15 protein-coding genes and 1 pseudogene are annotated in these 17,155 nt (G+C 58.0%); 4 read left to right on the top strand and 12 right to left on the bottom strand.

Annotated features, from left to right (window positions below; all coding sequences use genetic code 11):
• Positions 1-122: 122 nt before the first annotated feature.
• The 5 genes and pseudogenes from cydD to ELR57_RS25960 form a co-directional block, all read right to left on the bottom strand.
• A pseudogene (cydD, locus tag ELR57_RS28745) lies at positions 123-1,736 on the bottom strand (thiol reductant ABC exporter subunit CydD); the annotation flags it as partial.
• Position 1,737: 1 nt separating this feature from the next.
• Positions 1,738-2,748 carry a cytochrome d ubiquinol oxidase subunit II gene (gene cydB, locus ELR57_RS25975; RefSeq protein WP_126962528.1) on the bottom strand — a complete coding sequence of 337 codons (1,011 nt, stop codon included), beginning with the start codon at positions 2,746-2,748 and terminating at the stop codon, positions 1,738-1,740.
• A gap of 19 nt (positions 2,749-2,767) precedes the next feature.
• Positions 2,768-4,171 carry a cytochrome ubiquinol oxidase subunit I gene (locus ELR57_RS25970; RefSeq protein WP_126962526.1) on the bottom strand — a complete coding sequence of 468 codons (1,404 nt, stop codon included), beginning with the start codon at positions 4,169-4,171 and terminating at the stop codon, positions 2,768-2,770.
• A gap of 295 nt (positions 4,172-4,466) precedes the next feature.
• Complete coding sequence (locus tag ELR57_RS25965) at positions 4,467-4,955, bottom strand: hypothetical protein (RefSeq protein ID WP_126962524.1); 489 nt, start codon at positions 4,953-4,955, stop codon at positions 4,467-4,469.
• Between the two features lie 175 nt (positions 4,956-5,130).
• Entirely contained in the window at positions 5,131-5,748 is a 618-nt protein-coding gene (locus ELR57_RS25960) for a helix-turn-helix domain-containing protein (RefSeq protein ID WP_126962522.1), read from the bottom strand.
• A gap of 216 nt (positions 5,749-5,964) precedes the next feature.
• Between ELR57_RS25960 and ELR57_RS25955 the strand changes: the two genes are divergently transcribed.
• Entirely contained in the window at positions 5,965-7,041 is a 1,077-nt protein-coding gene (locus ELR57_RS25955; protein WP_126962520.1) for a lactonase family protein, read from the top strand.
• Positions 7,042-7,131: 90 nt separating this feature from the next.
• Here ELR57_RS25955 and ELR57_RS25950 read toward each other — a convergent pair whose 3' ends face one another.
• A complete protein-coding gene (locus tag ELR57_RS25950) occupies positions 7,132-7,356 on the bottom strand; it encodes a cold-shock protein (RefSeq protein ID WP_126962518.1) in 225 nt (74 codons plus the stop codon).
• 81 nt (positions 7,357-7,437) lie between these two features.
• The gene (locus ELR57_RS25945) at positions 7,438-7,638 is read right to left on the bottom strand and encodes a cold-shock protein (RefSeq protein ID WP_126962516.1); all 201 of its coding nucleotides are present in this window, start codon (positions 7,636-7,638) and stop codon (positions 7,438-7,440) included.
• A 428-nt stretch (positions 7,639-8,066) separates the two neighbouring features.
• Here ELR57_RS25945 and ELR57_RS25940 point away from each other — a divergent pair, with 428 nt between their 5' ends.
• Positions 8,067-8,600: a nucleoside 2-deoxyribosyltransferase gene (locus ELR57_RS25940; RefSeq protein WP_126962514.1), complete on the top strand. Its 534-nt coding sequence runs from the start codon at positions 8,067-8,069 to the stop codon at positions 8,598-8,600.
• 10 nt (positions 8,601-8,610) lie between these two features.
• On the opposite strand, the gene ELR57_RS25935 is transcribed toward ELR57_RS25940, so the two are convergent.
• From ELR57_RS25935 to ELR57_RS25925, 3 genes are all read right to left on the bottom strand, one after another.
• A complete protein-coding gene (locus ELR57_RS25935; RefSeq protein WP_126962512.1) occupies positions 8,611-9,162 on the bottom strand; it encodes a hypothetical protein in 552 nt (183 codons plus the stop codon).
• A gap of 321 nt (positions 9,163-9,483) precedes the next feature.
• Positions 9,484-10,974: a DHA2 family efflux MFS transporter permease subunit gene (locus ELR57_RS25930; protein ID WP_126962510.1), complete on the bottom strand. Its 1,491-nt coding sequence runs from the start codon at positions 10,972-10,974 to the stop codon at positions 9,484-9,486.
• A 47-nt stretch (positions 10,975-11,021) separates the two neighbouring features.
• On the bottom strand, positions 11,022-12,812 hold the full coding sequence (locus ELR57_RS25925) for a sensor histidine kinase (RefSeq protein WP_126962508.1): 1,791 nt from the start codon (positions 12,810-12,812) through the stop codon (positions 11,022-11,024).
• A gap of 357 nt (positions 12,813-13,169) precedes the next feature.
• Between ELR57_RS25925 and ELR57_RS25920 the strand changes: the two genes are divergently transcribed.
• Positions 13,170-13,823, top strand: coding sequence for a CAP domain-containing protein (locus tag ELR57_RS25920; protein WP_238162698.1), 654 nt, complete (start codon positions 13,170-13,172; stop codon positions 13,821-13,823).
• A 56-nt stretch (positions 13,824-13,879) separates the two neighbouring features.
• Here ELR57_RS25920 and ELR57_RS25915 read toward each other — a convergent pair whose 3' ends face one another.
• On the bottom strand, positions 13,880-14,626 hold the full coding sequence (locus tag ELR57_RS25915; protein ID WP_238162697.1) for a CAP domain-containing protein: 747 nt from the start codon (positions 14,624-14,626) through the stop codon (positions 13,880-13,882).
• 241 nt (positions 14,627-14,867) lie between these two features.
• On the opposite strand from ELR57_RS25915, the gene ELR57_RS25910 reads away from it, so the two are divergent.
• A complete protein-coding gene (locus ELR57_RS25910; protein WP_126962504.1) occupies positions 14,868-15,620 on the top strand; it encodes an SDR family NAD(P)-dependent oxidoreductase in 753 nt (250 codons plus the stop codon).
• A 73-nt stretch (positions 15,621-15,693) separates the two neighbouring features.
• On the opposite strand, the gene gndA is transcribed toward ELR57_RS25910, so the two are convergent.
• Positions 15,694-17,109, bottom strand: coding sequence for an NADP-dependent phosphogluconate dehydrogenase (gene gndA, locus ELR57_RS25905; protein WP_126962502.1), 1,416 nt, complete (start codon positions 17,107-17,109; stop codon positions 15,694-15,696).
• Positions 17,110-17,155: the final 46 nt, after the last annotated feature.

Below are 17,155 nucleotides of genomic sequence, written 5' to 3'. Positions count from 1 at the left end.
GAGGTTTCCCCGCTTCCCGCTCTCACGGCCCGGCGCATGTCGGCGTACAAGCCGCCGGCGCGTTCCAGCTCCTCCGGCCGCCCGAATTCGACCGCCCGCCCGCCGGAGATGACGAGCACGCGGTCCGCCTGCTCCGCCATCTGCAAGCGGTGGGCAACGGCGATGGCCATCCGGCCTTCGAGCCGTTCGTCGAGCTTCCGTAGAAGGCGCGCCTCCGACTCCAGGTCAAGCCCGTTCGTCGGCTCGTCGAGGAGCAGCATCGGCTGGCGCCCCAAGAACGCCCGAGCCAGGGCGACGCGCTGCGCCTGCCCGCCGGACAAGCGGACCGATTCGCCCAGCGGCGTATCGATCCCCTGTGGGAGCGAGCCGACGAACCCTGCTCCCGCCGCGCGAATCGCCGAGGCGAGCTCGTCTTCGTCGGCGTCCGGGCTGCCGAGCGCGATGTTGTCGCGCACCGTTCCCGCGAACAGCCTCGGGTTCTGCCCTACGGCGGACAGCTGGCTGCGCCACCAGCCGATCGACAGCTCCGCCAGATCCGTTCCGTCGATGAGAATGACGCCGCTCGTTGGCCGGATATAACCCTGGATCAGGTCCAGCACCGTGCTTTTGCCCGAGCCCGTCGGCCCCGCGATGATCAGCCGTTCTCCCGGCTCAACGGCGAAGCTGACCTCCGACAGGGCATCGCGTTCCGCCCCCGGATAACGAACGCTAACGTTCCGGAACTCGATCCGGTATCCCGCCGGACTCGCCGCCAGCTCCTTGCCTTCTTCCCGCTCCGTCCAGCCCAGGGGCTCTTTGTCCAGCAGCGCCAGAATGCGCTTCGCCGCCGACACGCCGTTCGCGCTCGAATGGAACTGCGTTCCCAGCGCTCTCACCGGCTGATAGAATTCCGGAGTGAGCAGAAGGACAAGGAACGCATGCTCGAAGCCGATTCCTCCATCGATCAGCCGAAGCCCGAGGAAAACGGCGACGATAGCCGTGCTGAGCGTAGCGAACAGCTCCATGACGAACGCCGACAGGAACGCCAGCCGGAGCGTCCCCATCGTTTGCTTGCGATAATCCTCGCTGATGCGCGAGAGAATCTCGATCTGCGCCTTGCTTCGGTTGAACAACCGAAGCGTCGGCAAGCCGCGAACGATATCGAGGAAGTGGCCCCCGAGCCGTCCGAGCACCCGGAACTGCTTCTCGGCTTTGGCCTTCGCCTTAACGCCCACCAGGATCATGAACAGCACGAGCAGCGGCATCGTCACCGCCAGCACGACGGCGGACAAGCCGTCCAATCCGGCCACGACGCAGAAGACGGCCGCCGGAATGAACATCGAGAGCGCCATCTGGGGAAGGTATCGGGAGAGGTAGGACTCCAATTGCTCGACTCCCTCGTAGACCGTTCCGACCAGCTCTCCGCTGCTCTCTTCCTTGCTTCCCGCAGGGCCGAGCTCCGCCAGTTTGCGGAGCAGGCGGCCGCGCAGATCGGTCTTGATGCCGAGAGCCATGCGCGAGGAAACATACTCTCCCGCCGACTGCAGAACGGCCCTAAGCACGATCCAGACCGCCAGCAGAGCGAAGGCGGGAAGCAGCTCGGCGAGCGCCTCCCCCTTGAGAAAAGCCCTGTTTGCGATATCGGCGATCGAGACGCACTCCAGAATGAGCGCAATTCCGCTAGCCATGCCCAGCAGCACGCTGACCGCGAACAGACGACGCACTCCTTTTACCCGATAGAACAGTCCCTTGACCATCTTAATAATCCAGGTGATCCCGAACGCTGATCCGCTTGCGGAACACCCAATACGTCCACGCCTGGTATGCGATCACGAGCGGAACCGTGCCGAGCGCGACGAACGTCATGACCTTCAGCGTGTATTCGTTGGAAGACGCGTTGTGGATCGTGAGCGACCAATCCGGATTCAAGGAGGAGATCATCACCCGCGGGAAAAGCGCCATGAACACGGTAATCGTCGACAAGGCGATCGTCGCCCCCGTCATGAGGAACGCCCAGCCGTCGCGGCCCGCCTTGAGGAAGAACGGCACCGAGATAAGCGCGCAGCCCGCCAGCGTCGGAACCATCCCCGGCATGATGCCATTGCGGGTGAACATGTCGGTCTCGAAGTAGCTGAGCACGACGAACAGCAGCAGGACGGCGCTCGTCCAAGCTCCGATCCGGTTCGCGAACTTGCGGGCTCGCTCCTTGATCTCTCCTTCCGTCTTAAGGGATAGGAACAGCGCTCCATGCAGCAGGAATAGCAGCACGATGCTTGCTCCCGCCGCGACCGAGTACACCGAGATCAGGTCCCAGAAGGTCCCGACGTAATTCGTGCTCTCGTCGATCGGAACGCCGCGCATAAGGTTCGCCAGCGCGACGCCCCACAGCAGCGGAGGCAGAAGGCTTCCGACGAAAATCACGATGTCCCACATTTTCCGCCAGCGTGCGCTCTCCAGCTTGCTGCGGAATTCGAAAGCGACTCCCCGTCCGATCAGCGCGATCAACATGAGGAAAAGCGCCATGTAAAAGCCGCTGAACAGCGTCGCGTACCAGCCGGGGAACGCCGCGAAGATCGCGCCGCCAGCCGTGATCAGCCACACCTCGTTGCCGTCCCAGACCGGTCCGATCGTGTTGATCAGAACGCGCCGCTCCCTGTCCGTCTTGCCCAGAATCGGCGTCAGCATCCCGACCCCGAAGTCGAAGCCTTCCAGGAAGAAGAAGCCGACGAACAGAACGCATACCAAGATAAACCATAGCGTCTCTAGCATTCGATTGTTTCGCCTCCCATTATAGAGTTCCGAGCGTCGGCTCCGCCTTCGGCGCCCCATGCCCGTGCTCTTCTCCGTCCCCGTCCAAATCCAATGGATCCTTGCGGATGAAGTGCACCATGAGGTAGACGAGCGCGATTAACAGCAAACCGTAGATGACGGTGAACCCGATGAGCGAGGTCAGCACCATCCCCTTCGAGACGAGCGGCGACACGCCGTCTTCGGTTCTCTGCAGGCCGAACACGATCCACGGCTGCCGTCCGACCTCCGTCATGATCCAGCCCGAGCTGTTCGCGATGAAGGGCAGAGAGATCGCCGGAATCATCCACTTGAGGTAGCGGCGGAACTTCTCGAGCCGATTGCGGGCAACGGCGTAGGTACCGAAAATGCTTAGCAGAATCATCAAGACTCCCGTGCCCACCATGATGCGGAAGCTCCAGAAGGTCGTTTTGACCGGAGGGATGTAATTGCCCTCTCCGTACTTCGCTTCGTATTCCGCTTGCAACTCGTTGATTCCCGGCACGCTGCCTTCCAGCTTGTTGTACGAGAGAATGCTGAGCGCGTAGGGAATCTCCCAAGAGAAGGTGTTTTTCTTCCCGTCCGAGTCGATCCCGGCAATTACGGTCCATGGCGCGTGCTCCCCGGTCGTGTCCCATAGCGCTTCGGCCGCGGCCATCTTCATCGGTTGGGATTCCATCAGGTGCTGGGCCTGGCTGTGCCCGGCCATCGCGGTCATGAGACTGGAGACCAGCGCGACAATAATCCCGATCGAGAAGGACGCCTTGAACTGCTCGGTCTGCTTCTTGCGAAGAAGCTTATAGGCGCTCACTCCGGTCACGAACAGGGCGCCGGTGGACAGCGCTCCGAAGATGACGTGCGGGAACTCCGACCACAGCTGAGGATTGCCCAGCAGCGCGAAGAAGTCGGTCATCTCCGCGCGCCCGTTCACGATCTCGAAGCCGACCGGCTCCTGCATGAACGAGTTCGCGCTCAGAATCCAGAGGGCGGACAGCGTCGCTCCGATCGCGACGAGCCAGATCGCCGCCAAGTGCGCTTTCTTCGGCAGCTTATCCCAGCCGAATATCCAGATGCCCAGGAAGGTCGACTCCAGGAAGAAGGAGACGAGCGCCTCCACCGCCAGCGGCCCGCCGAACACGGCCCCGACATAGCGGGAATAATCCGCCCAGTTCATCCCGAACTGGAACTCCTGCATGATTCCCGTCACGACGCCGACCGCGAAGTTAAGCAGAAACAGCTTGCCCCAGAACTTGGCCATCGCCTTGTACTTATCGTCCTTCTTGACGACGTACAGCGTCTGCATGAACGCGATCAGGTAAGCAAGCCCTATCGATAACGGTACGAACAAGAAGTGATACACCGTTGTAATGCCGAACTGCCATCTTGCCAAATCCACTGCTCCCACGTTTTGGCCTCCCCTCTTATCGCGATCATTATATAGGGAGAGCCGTCGCGGCCAATGTGATTCGCGTCACACGCGAAGTGGCAAAAAAGGAAATTATGGCGAATGCAAAAAAAGACGCCCTACGGCGCCGATCGCCGTTGTGCGTCTTCTTGCCGATTACTCTCTTCCGCCTGCCGTTGTGCATTCCCGCCAATGTGCGTAGTCTGAATGCCTTCTTCCGCCTACGGTCACTCAATTCCGCCAATGTGCGTAGTCTGATTACCCTCTTCCACCTCCGGTCACGGAAGGACTGCGATTACTCCTCCGGAAGATGAATGGTGAACGTCGTTCCCAACCCGGCTACGCTATCTACTTCGATGGAGCCCGCTCCCGCAGGCGCCCCCGCTTCCTCTTCCGGCATTCTCGAAGCGCGATCAGCTTCCGAAGCGTTCTCTCCAGAAGCGTGAGCAACGCTCTCCTTCCACTCCTTCTCCAGCTCCGCGATAACGAGAGCGTGCAGCCCGTTTGCTTGCCGGCCGCCGAGCAGGATCGACACCTGGCCGCCGGGGCAGGACCGGGACAAAGCGCGGCTGATCATTCGGATCCACTCCGAGGGCAGCCCGTCGGCAAGCGCCGGCATGGGCGATGAAGCCCGTTCGGGAGGCTCCTCGGAGACGGGATCGCAAGGCGTTCCCTTCTCGCCGCAAGCTCCGAGCAGAGCCGCTTCTTCCTCCGCTTCAAGCCGAAGCATCTCGATCAGGCGAGCCATCAGCTCGCGCGCCGCCTCATTCTCTCCGAGCTTCATGGGAACCGCTCACCTGCCTCGCTGGTCGTTCGTCTCTGCCACTAGTTGATGCCGCCGAACGCCGCCGCGTTCTCGAGTCGCTTCATAGTTTGCCCTACCTTGCCAAAAAAAACGAAGCAGGATTCCTCCTGCTCCGTTTCGGATGCCGGTTCTTAGGCTTCGTTGTCCGGCTTCGTTAGGCTTCGTTGTCCGGTTTCGTTCTCGCGGCTTCATCCTTGCGGTCTCCGGCTTCATAGAACAGAATCTCTTCCGGAAGGCCGAAGTACTCGCTGAACATCGTCCGGTATGTAGGTTCCGGCATCGCCCCGGCATGCATGTACTTTCTCGTCGTTCCCGGGGACACTCCCTGCTTGCGGCTGAAGGCCGCCGGCGAGATCCCATGAACGGCGAACAATCCGGCCAGGATCCGGTTTTTCTTCGCTCCAAGCAACGCTCTCTTGTAGAACTTGCCGGAATCGTCTCCCTCCAGACGTCCCCATTCCGTATCCGGATAGAACAAGACGGTCTGAGGCAGACCGAACCGGTGAGCGATGAAGGCGCGATGCTCCTCCGTCGGGTACACGCCCTCGTAGATCCAGGCCGCTACCGTGCGCGGGGCGACTCCGACGAGCTCGGCAAGCTCCGACAGCTTCACGTCTTCGGCGATAAGAATGGCCATCAGAATCCGGTTCTGAACGGTCCAGTTCTTCGGCTTGCGGAATCTCGGCTTGCGAATCCCTTGGCCGATCTTCGAGCGGTTGCTCTCCGCGAGCAATTGAATCCGCGTTTTGGTTTGTTCTAGTTGTTCGATCATGCCTTCGACTCTTTCCCTATCTAATATTCTCTCATCATACTATATGAACCCACTACCGGAACAAGTCGCATCGTCAGTCCAAATCTTGGAAAGTAGAATTCGTACCGTCTCTTGCTGCCGATTAGCTCCCGAGGATGATTTTACAGCGTTCCTCCGGAAGGATACAATGGGAATATTCGATCAACATATCCTTACCGAAGACAGGGGACATCGACCTTGACGACATTAAACGAACGAATTCTCGTATTCGTCGGCTCCTATGCGGAGGAAGACGGAAGCGGCATCTATTCCTATCTCTTCAACGAAGCCGACGGCACGCTGTCGCCGCTCGACCAGGCATCCGGCTATAAGAACCCGACGTTCCTGCGCCTGAACGCGGACAAGCGCCGCCTGTACGCCCTCGCGGAGGCATCGACGGCCGAAGGCGGCAAGGTAAGCGAAGCCGTCCTGTTCGCCATCGACCCGGCCGCGGGCACGCTTGGGGAGACAAGTCGCGCCCTCGCCTCGACGGGGCCGACCTGCCACATTCAGTTGAGCCCGGATGAACGGTATTTGACCCTCACCAGCTACCACAAGGGCACGGTGAGCTTGACCGGCTTAACCGATGAAGGGCGCATCGGCTCCCTCCTGAACGAGCAGCAGCACGTCGGGCACGGGGCTCATCCCGAACGGCAGGACCGGCCGCACCCGCATTCCTCGTTCTACAGCCCGGACGGCCGTTATCTGTTCGTTTGCGACCTCGGCCTCGATCGCATCTTCGCTTATACGCTCCAGGATGACCGTCTGGTTCTTCACGGCGAGACGGAGCTCCACCCCGGAGCGGGTCCCCGCCACCTGGCGTTCCATCCGAACGGGAAGTTCGCCTACGTCATCAACGAAGTGGATTCCTCGGTGACGGCCTTCGCCTACGATGCCGAAGCGGGAGCTCTTCATTCGTTCCAGAACGTCTCCACGCTGCCGGAAGGCTTCGAAGGGGAGAACACCACCGCGGAGATCGCCATCTCCGAGAACGGCAGATTCCTGTACGGCTCGAACCGCGGTCATGACAGCATCGCCGTTTACTCGATCGATGGGGAATCCGGCAAGCTTAGCTTGATTGAATATGCCGGCGTGGAGGGCAAGCACCCCCGCCACTTCTCCATCGTGCCGGGCACCCGGTACCTGATCGCCGCCAATCGGGACACGAACAATCTGGCGGTGTTTACGATGGACCCGGAGACAGGAAAGCTAAGCTTCACCGGGCATTCCGTTGCCGTATCGAAGCCCGTCTGCGTCTGGGCGGCTCGTTTCTGAATTCCTATCCTTTAAACGACAGAAACCATGGTTTCGGGGGAAAGCTTCCGCCGAGCCATGGTTTTTCTGTACATCCAGGATTCCGGATCGTCAGATCCGAACCCCCATCTTAAGGGACTTCGAATGGTTTACATTCGCCAGTTGAGGCAGCATTCTCGTGCCGCTTGTCATCGGAGAATGGCAAAGAACGCATAACGGCTCGCTCTCGAAAGCGAAATTATCGCGCATCCACCCTTTGCAATCTCCGTTCGTGCACTGCCAGATCGCGGTCTCCTCTTGCGGGAGCTCCTCGAACGTTTTTTTCCTCGAATACATAGCTATCCCTCCTCGATCCTAGGGTGCCCAGAAAAAGAAAAAAGCTCCTGACCAAGTCAGAAGCTTTCTTGAAATCGCAAATTACAGCTTAACAACGTTCTCAGCTTGCGGACCGCGAGCGCCGGAAACAACGTTGAATTCAACGCGTTGGCCTTCGTCAAGAGTCTTGAAGCCGTCGCCTACGATAGCGCTGAAGTGAACGAATACATCGTTTCCGCCTTCAACTTCGATGAAGCCATAGCCCTTCTCAGCGTTGAACCACTTAACTGTTCCTGTTTGCATGTTGGAATTCCTCCAAAAATTAAATTTACATGATCTTTTTTATTCTCATCTAAGAAATAAAAAATTCACATAGGGTAAAAGGTTACATCCCGTAATGATAACCCTTTACGTTATGTGAATTCCGTGTCATCTACTATATCGAGCATATCAAAGATCTTGCCGAATACCGAACTTCTCACGGTTCTGCATTCTTCATGAAGTATAACAGAAGCATTCGAGGTATTGCAACTGTAAAATTTCTGGGGATTCCCACAAGACATCCCTGAAGAGAAGCCCCCCGTTACGGCAACCTTAGTAACATACCCATCTGCGTGATCTTTTATACTTCCCCATTCCATATTATTGGCTTCTTCTTCTCTTCTCAGGTGAAAACCGCAGCCGTCCGCCTTATAATAGAACCGAATCACACAGCGAAGGAGTACCGAACGATGAACGACAACAAGGCGGCAACCCCGCGGCTTAAAATTTATATGGCGGGCTTCGAGGTGTTCCGGCCCGACGCGGTCGAGACCGGCATTCGCATGAAGCGGCTGTGCGACGAATACGGCTTCGAAGGCATCTTCCCCCTGGACAAGGACATCAAGCCCCAGCCCACCAAGCACGAGACCGCAACGGCGATCTTCGAAGGCAACGTCAGGCTGGTGAACCGGGCCGACATCGTCATCGCCAACCTGAACCCCTTCCGCGGGTCCGAGCCCGACTCCGGCACCGTCTTCGAGTGCGGCTTGGCCTACGGTCTCGGCAAGAAGCTGTACGGCTTCGTAACCGACCGCCGAACCATGGAGGAGAGGCTTCACCCGGACATCGACCCGGCTACCGGATTGCATAAGGACGGGATGACCGTCGAGAACTTCGATCTGCCGATAAACCTGATGCTCTCCGTGCCCGTTACGATCGTAGAGGGCACCCTGGAAGACGCGCTGAAGCGCCTTCGCGAAGACCTCAATCCTTCGGTTTCCTAAGCAAGTCCGCCTACTTCAGCTTGAGGCGCAGCTGCTCCCTCAGGATGGGAAGGTGGCGCTCCAAAGCCTCTCGCGTGAGGGGGATTACGGTCCAGCCATTCGCGGAGACCAGTTCCCTTCGCCTTCGCAATTCCCCCCGCTTATTCGACTCATTGGCGCCCGGGGACAGGAATTCGAACGCAAGGCGTAACGGAGGTTTATCCCAATAAAGATAGAGCGAAGGATTCGCGGATAGCGTCCGGACAGGGCTGTCCGGTTTCAGGCTTTCGAACCGATAATCCGTCAGCGGTCCCCAGAGCGTCTGCAGGAACCGTCGTATCGCATCCCCGTAGCTCTTCTGCATAGATGAACTAAGACTGCGTCGAAGCCATTCGTCCGCTTGCTCGCGAACGAGAGGCTCTTCCGACGACGCGCACACTTCTTCCTCATCATCGGGCGACCAGGAATAGCGATACGTCAACGCGGATTCTTGGCAATAAAGCAGCTCTCCCTCCTCATCGAAAGCGATCTCCGCTCTAGAGAGTCGATTCTTGTACAGGTAAAGTCCCTCTTCATTGTTCATGAACATGAGATATTCCGCGATTCGGTCGGCTTCCTCGGGGTGATGCTTCCCGAGATAACACGCAAGCGGAGCGAACGCTTCCGCGAGCCATTCCTCCGTGATTCGGCCGGGAAGTCTCTTCTTATCGATAACAGGCTCCCTCCTTATACGCCCTAGAATGCAAAAAGCACCGCTGCATGCAGAAAGAAACTCTCTGCAGGCACGGTGCTTCCGTGTGTGATCGTTAGGATAATTTTACCATGATTATCCATATTTCGCAATCGTTCCGATCGGTATAAGCCCGGTCAAAGCTGAATCGGGTTTATCGACTCGGGAGTCCCGTCATCCCCCCATCATCGCGCTTTCGCCGCTCGCTTGCCGGGCCGCCGGGTCTTCCGCGTCGTCCTTGGCGATCCGCAGCTTCCGCAGCGTCAGCGCCAGAACGACGCCGACCAGAGCCAGCCCGGACAAGAGTAGATACGCGTTATGGAACGCGCGGTTCATCGCATCCGGCATCGGATTCACCCCTTGGGCGATATAATGGGCCGTCCGATTCGCGATAATGGTCGTCAGTCCGGCGACCGCGAACGACGTGACGACCTGTTGGGCCGCGCTTGTCAGCGAAGTCACCCGTCCGACCAGCTTCCGGGGCGCGGATTGGATCAGGTACGTATTGAGGGCCAGGAAGCTCATTCCCATTCCCATGCCTACCATGGCCCGGGGGAGAAAGAAGTACCAGACGTTATCCGTCGAGTCGATTCGAGAGACCAGGAAAGCCCCGACGGCGACGACGGTCATTCCGGCAACCGCGAGCGGACGCGCTCCGATCTTGTCATAGAGGCGTCCTCCTATCGGAACGAGAAGAGCGGAAGCCAGAGCCTGAGGCAGTGCCCACAGTCCGGCGTGGAAAGCGCTCATGCCCATAAGCTTCTGCATAAAGTAGGGGATCATGAAGATTAGGCCGAACATGACGAACTGCATCACCCATTGCACGACGATCCCTCGAGAGAAGAGGGCCGACTTGAACACCCGAAGCTCGAGGAGAGGCTCCTTCTTGACCGTAAGCTCCGCAATGACAAAGGCAATCAGAGCGGCTCCCCCGATCGACAAGCCCAGGATCGTCTCTGGCGAGGTCCAGCTATTCCCCCCTTCGCTGATGCCGTAAGACAAGCCGGCGAATGCTAACGGACCAAGCACGACGCCCCAGAGATCGAGCGAAGCGGAAGCCTTCCTCGGGAATTTAGGCAGCTTCCATACGCAGAGCAGCACCCCGGCAATGCCGATCGGCACATTGATCAGGAAGATCCATTGCCAATGGACGTAATCGACGAGGTAGCCGGAGACGATCGGGCCGATAGCAGGTGCCATCAGCACGGGGATTCCCATCAGCCCCATGATGCTTCCGACCTTCTGGGGAGGACTGATCTGATAAGTGATGGCGAAGGAGAGGGGAACGACCATTCCGCCTCCCAAGCCTTGAAGCACCCGAAAAGCAATCAGTTGTTCGGCATTGGACGCCAAGGCGCAGAGGATAGACCCCAAGATAAAAAGAATCAGGGAGATGGTCATGACTCTTCTGGTCCCGAACCGATCGGACAACCAGCCCGCAAGCGGAATAGCGGCGGCTTGGGCCAGCGTATACCCGGTTATCGTCCATTGGACGACGGATAGCGATCGGCCAAAATCGTCAGCCAGTACGGGCAGCGCGACATTCACGGCCGTGGTATCCAAGATGACCATGAAGACGGAGACGATGATGGCGATTAGCGGCCCGATTAACTCCCGAATGGAAGCGGCGGGCATGACGGCGGAACCGCTGGATTCCCTAGACATAAAAAACCTCCCTGAATCGGATTGGCGGATTCAGAGAGATTGTATATCTATTGACTGATATTGGCAATTGGGGAATGGGAATCGAATCTTTGAGCCGAACAGGGAACGGTAAAATAGAAGCGGGTCCCCCTGCCGGACTCGCTGTCGAACCACAAACGGCCTCCATTGATACGAACGAACTCGCGGGTGAGCGTCAAGCCGAAGCGCGCTTCCTCTTCCTCGCTCTCCTTCCGGAAGGTCGGCATTTCCTGCCGCAGCCTCTCCGCCGTCTCGCGGTCGATGCCGGGACCGTCGTCCGTCACCGACACGATGACTTCCGTCCGTTCCACGGCTGCCGCCACCTCGACGTTTCCGCCGGACGATGCATATTTGATCGCGTTGGAGATCAGGTTGCGAAGGATCAGATCGAGCATCTCCCGATCGGCATAGACCGTAACCGAGGGATCGATTCTCTCCGTTAAGGCTATCTGCCTAAGCGCCGCTTTCCCTCCCGCGACGGCGAACGACTGGTTCACGGCCTGCCGAAGATTCCAGTCGTTCGGCTCATAGGTGACTTGTCCCTTCTGGCTGCGATACCAGTCGAGCAAGCTGTCGATTAAGGACAGCGTGCTTCGCATCTGGCCGTGCATCTCCTCCATCCATTCGGAGAACTCCTTCTCCGAGAGCTGCATGCGATTGCGAAGAAGATCGGTCATGCTGACCAGGACCGCGACGGGATCCCGAATGTCATGAGCGACGATCGTAAACAGCTTGTCCTTGAAGGAATTCAGCTCGGAGAGCTGGCGGGCATTCTCGCGAAGTCTGGATTCATTCTCCTTAAGCTCTGTTACGTCGTTGAGAATGAGCATTTTGCCGATGGGCTGATCGGTCGTATCGTAGAGAACCGTTAACCCGCAATTAAAATGCAAGGTACGAAGCTCCCGGTCGACTTGGAAAGGGAACCGGTCATCCCGAAGCTGCGCGGCGATAATTCTCTCCAGGAAAGGTTCATGGCCTCGGAAGGCCTCGTCAAGGGGAATCGGAGCCCTCCTCTTCCCCAGTCCGGGGAACACGGATTCCGCCGCCCGGTTGAAGCTGATGACTTGATTGTCTTCGCCCATAATGACCACGCCGTCGCGAATCGTATGGAATACCTTGTTCATGGCGAGCGGGGTCAAGCGCAGCAGGTTGAAGCGCAGAATCCCCCAGATATAAGCCAATCCCGATAGAATAAAACCGAAGGGAGTGAGATCCACGACGACTCCGAACAGATACACCAGATTGCTCAGCATAGGGGCAGCCGCCCCCAGCATCAGGATGACGATCTGTTTACGCACGATCCGCGACGAACGATAATACATCGGAATGAAGAGCAGGAAGCCGACGACCAGAATCGCGTAATTATAGATGACGTGCACCCAATACCAAGGACCCTTGAGAGTCACGTAAGGGGGCCCAAAGGAGCTTGCGTTCGGTATGTAATCTTTGTAGATCAGATGGTTCCAATCGTTCGTCAGATGGAGGACGAAGATAATACACGGCACGATGGCAAGAAACAGAGCAAGCGGCTTACGGTTCCGGGCTGCCCTCCCGGTGAATTGGATAGCAAGAAACAGCCATAGGGTCGAAACGAAAGGAATACCCAAATATTCGATCTGCAAAGCCAGCTTCATCTGTCCCAGATTGCGGCTGAGCAGCTCGAAACCATACCCTACCGAATAGAAGCTCGCGCAGAGCATCGTCCAGAACATCGTCCGGGCGATGGGCATTCGACGCTTACGGTAAGTCAGAGCAACGATGTACGATCCATATCCGGCCACGACAAAAAGCAAGATCGACATCCACACGTTATTGTCCAAGAAGCGCCTCCCTTTTTTCCTCTCTTACTGACGCTTGTCGGTTTCCGCTCGCAGATAGGTAACTCTATCTTATCACTCCGGTTTGTCGGCACCAATAGGATTCCGCAGGAATTTGCCGGATCGTGCCGAACCTGGCCGTTCAATGCCAAAAAGGCCGCGAGATCCGTTCCAACCGGACTGCTCCGCGAGCCGCGCAAACTTCTCTATGACCGCGTGAAGGGCCTTTTCACGCTTCTGCTCTCACATAAATCAATCGCTAACTGCAGAACCTTATCTTGGGCAGCAACGCTGCCAGGATGAACGGAGGAGGGATTCCCCATCAAACCTCATATCGGTTTCGCGGCGCTTTTTCTTCTGGTGTCCGGCTGCGCGAGCAACCCGAATCTGACGATCAACCAGCTGACCGCCAACCAGGCAAGGCTGGCTCCGGTCGCCAAGCACGGCATCCCTTCGGCCATCCCGAAGCAGGCCTCTTCCGTATCCACCGCCGACGGGGCAGACGGTTCTTCCTATCGCGTTCTGCAGGCGCTGAACCCTATCGCGAGCTCTAACTCCAGCTGGCTTGCCCGCTTTATTCGGGATCATGTTCCTTACCGCACCGAAGCCTCTTCTCCGGCCCCCGGTTCCCGCGCATTCGATAACGCCTCCGACAACGTAGGCCGGGTGCTGGACCTGGTCAACCGGGAAAGGGCGAATGCGGGACTGGCGCCTCTTCGCGCGAACGCTCGCTTGGGAGAGATGGCGATGACCAAAGCGCAGGATATGGTCTTCCGCAATTACTTCTCCCACAACTCCCCGAATTATGGGATGCCGTACGACATGATGAGAATGTTCGGCATTCCTTACCGTTCCGCCGGGGAGAATATCGCTCAAGGCCAAGCCAGCGCGGCGGAGGCGATGAGCCAGTGGATGGCAAGCCCGGATCACCGTGCCAATATTCTAAGCCCGCACTTCACTCAGATCGGAATCGGTTATTATAACAGCGTCTGGGTAGAAGAGTTTATCGGCTAAAAAAAACTCCGCTTCCTCTCCCTTAAGGAGACGAAAGCGGAGTTTCGATTCGCCGATCAGCCCGTAAATTCCTGAACCCATTCTCCCGTCGGCATGTACCCGACTCCGATCTTGGTGTAGCTGCCGTTCATGATGTTCGCTTTGTGCCCGGGGCTGTTCATCCACTGGCTCATGACTTGCTCGGGACTTGTCTGTCCCTTGGCGATGTTCTCGCCTGCCGACTGGTAGCTGACGCCGAACGACTTCATCATATCGAAGGGAGAGCCATAGGTCGGGGACTGGTGATCGAAATAGTTGTTGTCATGCATGTCCTTCGCTTTGGCTCTGGCAACCTCCACCAGCTTGCTATCCATCGTCAACGCGTTCAGCCCTCCGCTCTGGCGTTCCTTGTTCACCAGGTCGAGTACCTGCTGTTCGAAGGCGGAGGCGCTGGCCGAGGACGGCGGGTTAGCCGATTGAACCGGAGCGGCGGTTCGCGCCGGGGCCGCGCTCTGAACGGGATTCATGCTGGCTTGAGGATATCCGGTCTGCGGATAGCCGGTCTGACCTTGGGGAACCGAAGGCTGCGTCGCTCCGTTCCGGGGCGTAAGTTGATCGAGCAGCCGATTCAGCAAGCCCGTCGTATCGTCCGTCGCCTGCCTGGCTCGATAGACGGGGTCGGAGGGCGCGGCGCTGTATATGGAAGACGTCTGCATTCGTTGCTGCGGTTGAGCCGATGGTGCCGCATTCTGCTGCTTATGGCCGCATCCCGCCCCCGTTACGAGCAGGACGGCCGCTGTCGCCGCGATCATTGCTCTTTTCATTTCGCGCCACCTTCCATCTTGTTCGTTTGCCTGTAGAATGCCTCCCGACTAAGGAAATATGCGAAGCGGACCGATGAGTCTTACTGGAAGCCCATGAGAAAATGACCACTCGCTCTAGCGCATGAAAATAGAGGATTTGAGAACGGCACACGTCCGTGATATACTTTGTTTCGTGGTGATAGTCACACTATCACGATATTCGACTATCTCCAACAACTCTGCTGAAAAGAGGAGATTTGGCATGAATAGATTAGATAATAAAGTAGCAATCGTAACGGGCGCAGGCAGCGGCATGGGCCGCGAAGAGGCGCTTCTGTTCGCCCGCGAAGGCGCTCGCGTCATCGCAACGGACATCAACGAAGCCGCCGTGCTGGCTGTCGTGAAGGAGATTGAAGCGGCAGGCGGACAAGCCCTTGGCTTCGCTCACAACGTCGCTTCCGAAGAAGACTGGGCATCTATCGTTGAGAAGACGCTGAAGGCCTATGGCAAAATCGACGTCCTCGTCAACAACGCCGGCATCTCCCTTGCCGTCGGCCTGCTCGACACGACGATCGACCAGTGGAATCGCGTTATGAACATCAACGTAACGGGTAACTTCCTCGGCATGAAGCACGTCATTCCGTCGATGATCGAGAACAAGGGCGGCTCCATTGTCAATATCTCTTCGATCGCCGGCCTGACCGGCGGCAGCGGCGCGGGCGCTTATACGGCTTCCAAGGGCGCCGTTCGCATGCTGACCAAGGCGGCAGCTGTCGATTATGGCCGCTTCAACATCCGCGTCAACTCTGTTCACCCAGGCTTCATTGAGACTCCGATGAGCGCCGAGCATATCCAGAACGAACAGATGCTGCAATGGTTCCTCTCGCAGACGGCGCTTCCGCGGGTAGGCGGAGCTTCCGAAGTCGCTACTGCCGTATTGTTCCTGGCATCCGACGATTCGTCGTATATCACGGGCGTCGAGCTTCCGGTAGACGGCGGGGTAACGGCTAAGTAATCCGGCTTTTCCAACCACGTCAAAAAAACCGTCCCTCTGCGGGACGGTTTTTCTATTGAGGAAAATAGATCAATCAGTCATTGCGCATCCACTGGAAGTGGAAGACGCCTTCCTTGTCAACTCGTTGGAACGTGTGCGCTCCGAAGTAGTCGCGCTGAGCTTGCAGCAGGTTGGCCGGAAGCCGCTCCGAACGGTAGCTGTCGTAGTAAGCCAGGGCGGAAGCGAACGCCGGCACCGGAATGCCGCGCGTTACGGCCGTCGCGACGACGCTTCTCCACGCTTCCTGATAGCTCTCGATCACGCCGCCGAAGTAGTCGTCCAGGAACAGGTTCTTTAGCTCCGGATTCTTGTCGTAAGCATCCTTGATGTTCTGCAGGAATCCGGCGCGGATGATGCAGCCGCCGCGGAAGATCATCGCGATGCTGCCGTATTGCAGGTTCCAGTTATACTCTTCGGACGCCGCTCTCATCTGGGCGAAGCCTTGAGCATACGAAGCGATCTTGCTCGCGAACAACGCCTTGCGAACCGACTCGATGAATGCCGCGCGGTCGCCGTCGAAGGCAGCGGCAGCCGGGCCATGCAGCTTCTTGCTGGCCGCCACGCGCTCGTCCTTCATCGCCGAAAGGAAGCGGGCGAAGACGGATTCCGTGATAATGGACAGCGGCACGCCCAGATCGAGAGCGCTTTGGCTGGTCCACTTGCCGGTTCCCTTCTGGCCGGCGGAGTCGAGAATGACGTCGACCATCGGCTTGCCGGTGTCCGGATCGGTCTTGCCGAAGATGTCGGCCGTGATCTCGATCAAGTAGCTGTCCAGCTCGCCCTTGTTCCATTCGGTGAAAATATCGTGCAGCTCGCTCGTGGAAAGGCCTAGAACATCCTTGAGAAGGTGATACGCTTCGCCGATGAGCTGCATATCGCCGTACTCGATGCCGTTATGCACCATCTTCACGTAGTGGCCGGCTCCGCCTTCTCCGATGTAGGTCGAACATGGGTCGCCGTTGACCTTGGCCGAGATCGCGGTCAGGATCGGCTCTACCAGCTCGTAAGCGTCCTTCTGGCCGCCCGGCATGATAGCCGGCCCCTTCAGGGCGCCTTCCTCGCCGCCGGACACGCCGGCTCCGATGTAGCGGAAGCCTTGCGCTTCAAGCGCTTCGTTCCGGCGCTGCGTATCCGGGAAGTAGGCGTTGCCGCCGTCGATCAGGATGTCGCCCTTGCTCAGGTAAGGAACGAGCTGGTTGATCGTGTCGTCCGTCGGAGCCCCGGCTTTGACCATGATCAGGATCTTGCGAGGGGTCTCGAGGGATTGCACGAATTCTTCCACGCTGTAAGTACCGACGAAGTTGCGTCCCGGAGCTTCCGCCAGAAGCTCTTTCGTCTTCTCCGGAGAACGATTGAACAGTGAGACCGAGAAGCCTTTGCTCTCGATGTTCAAGGCCAGATTCTTGCCCATTACGGCCAGGCCGACAACGCCAATCTGCTGCTTGCTCATGGTTACTCCTCCACTTCTATCCCATAAGAATATCTCTATTTTCTAT

Source organism: Cohnella sp. AR92, from assembly GCF_003990975.1.
Lineage (GTDB): Bacteria > Bacillota > Bacilli > Paenibacillales > Paenibacillaceae > Cohnella.
Note: the sequence above shows the minus strand (reverse complement) of the source record. Positions and strands in the feature narration are given on the sequence as shown.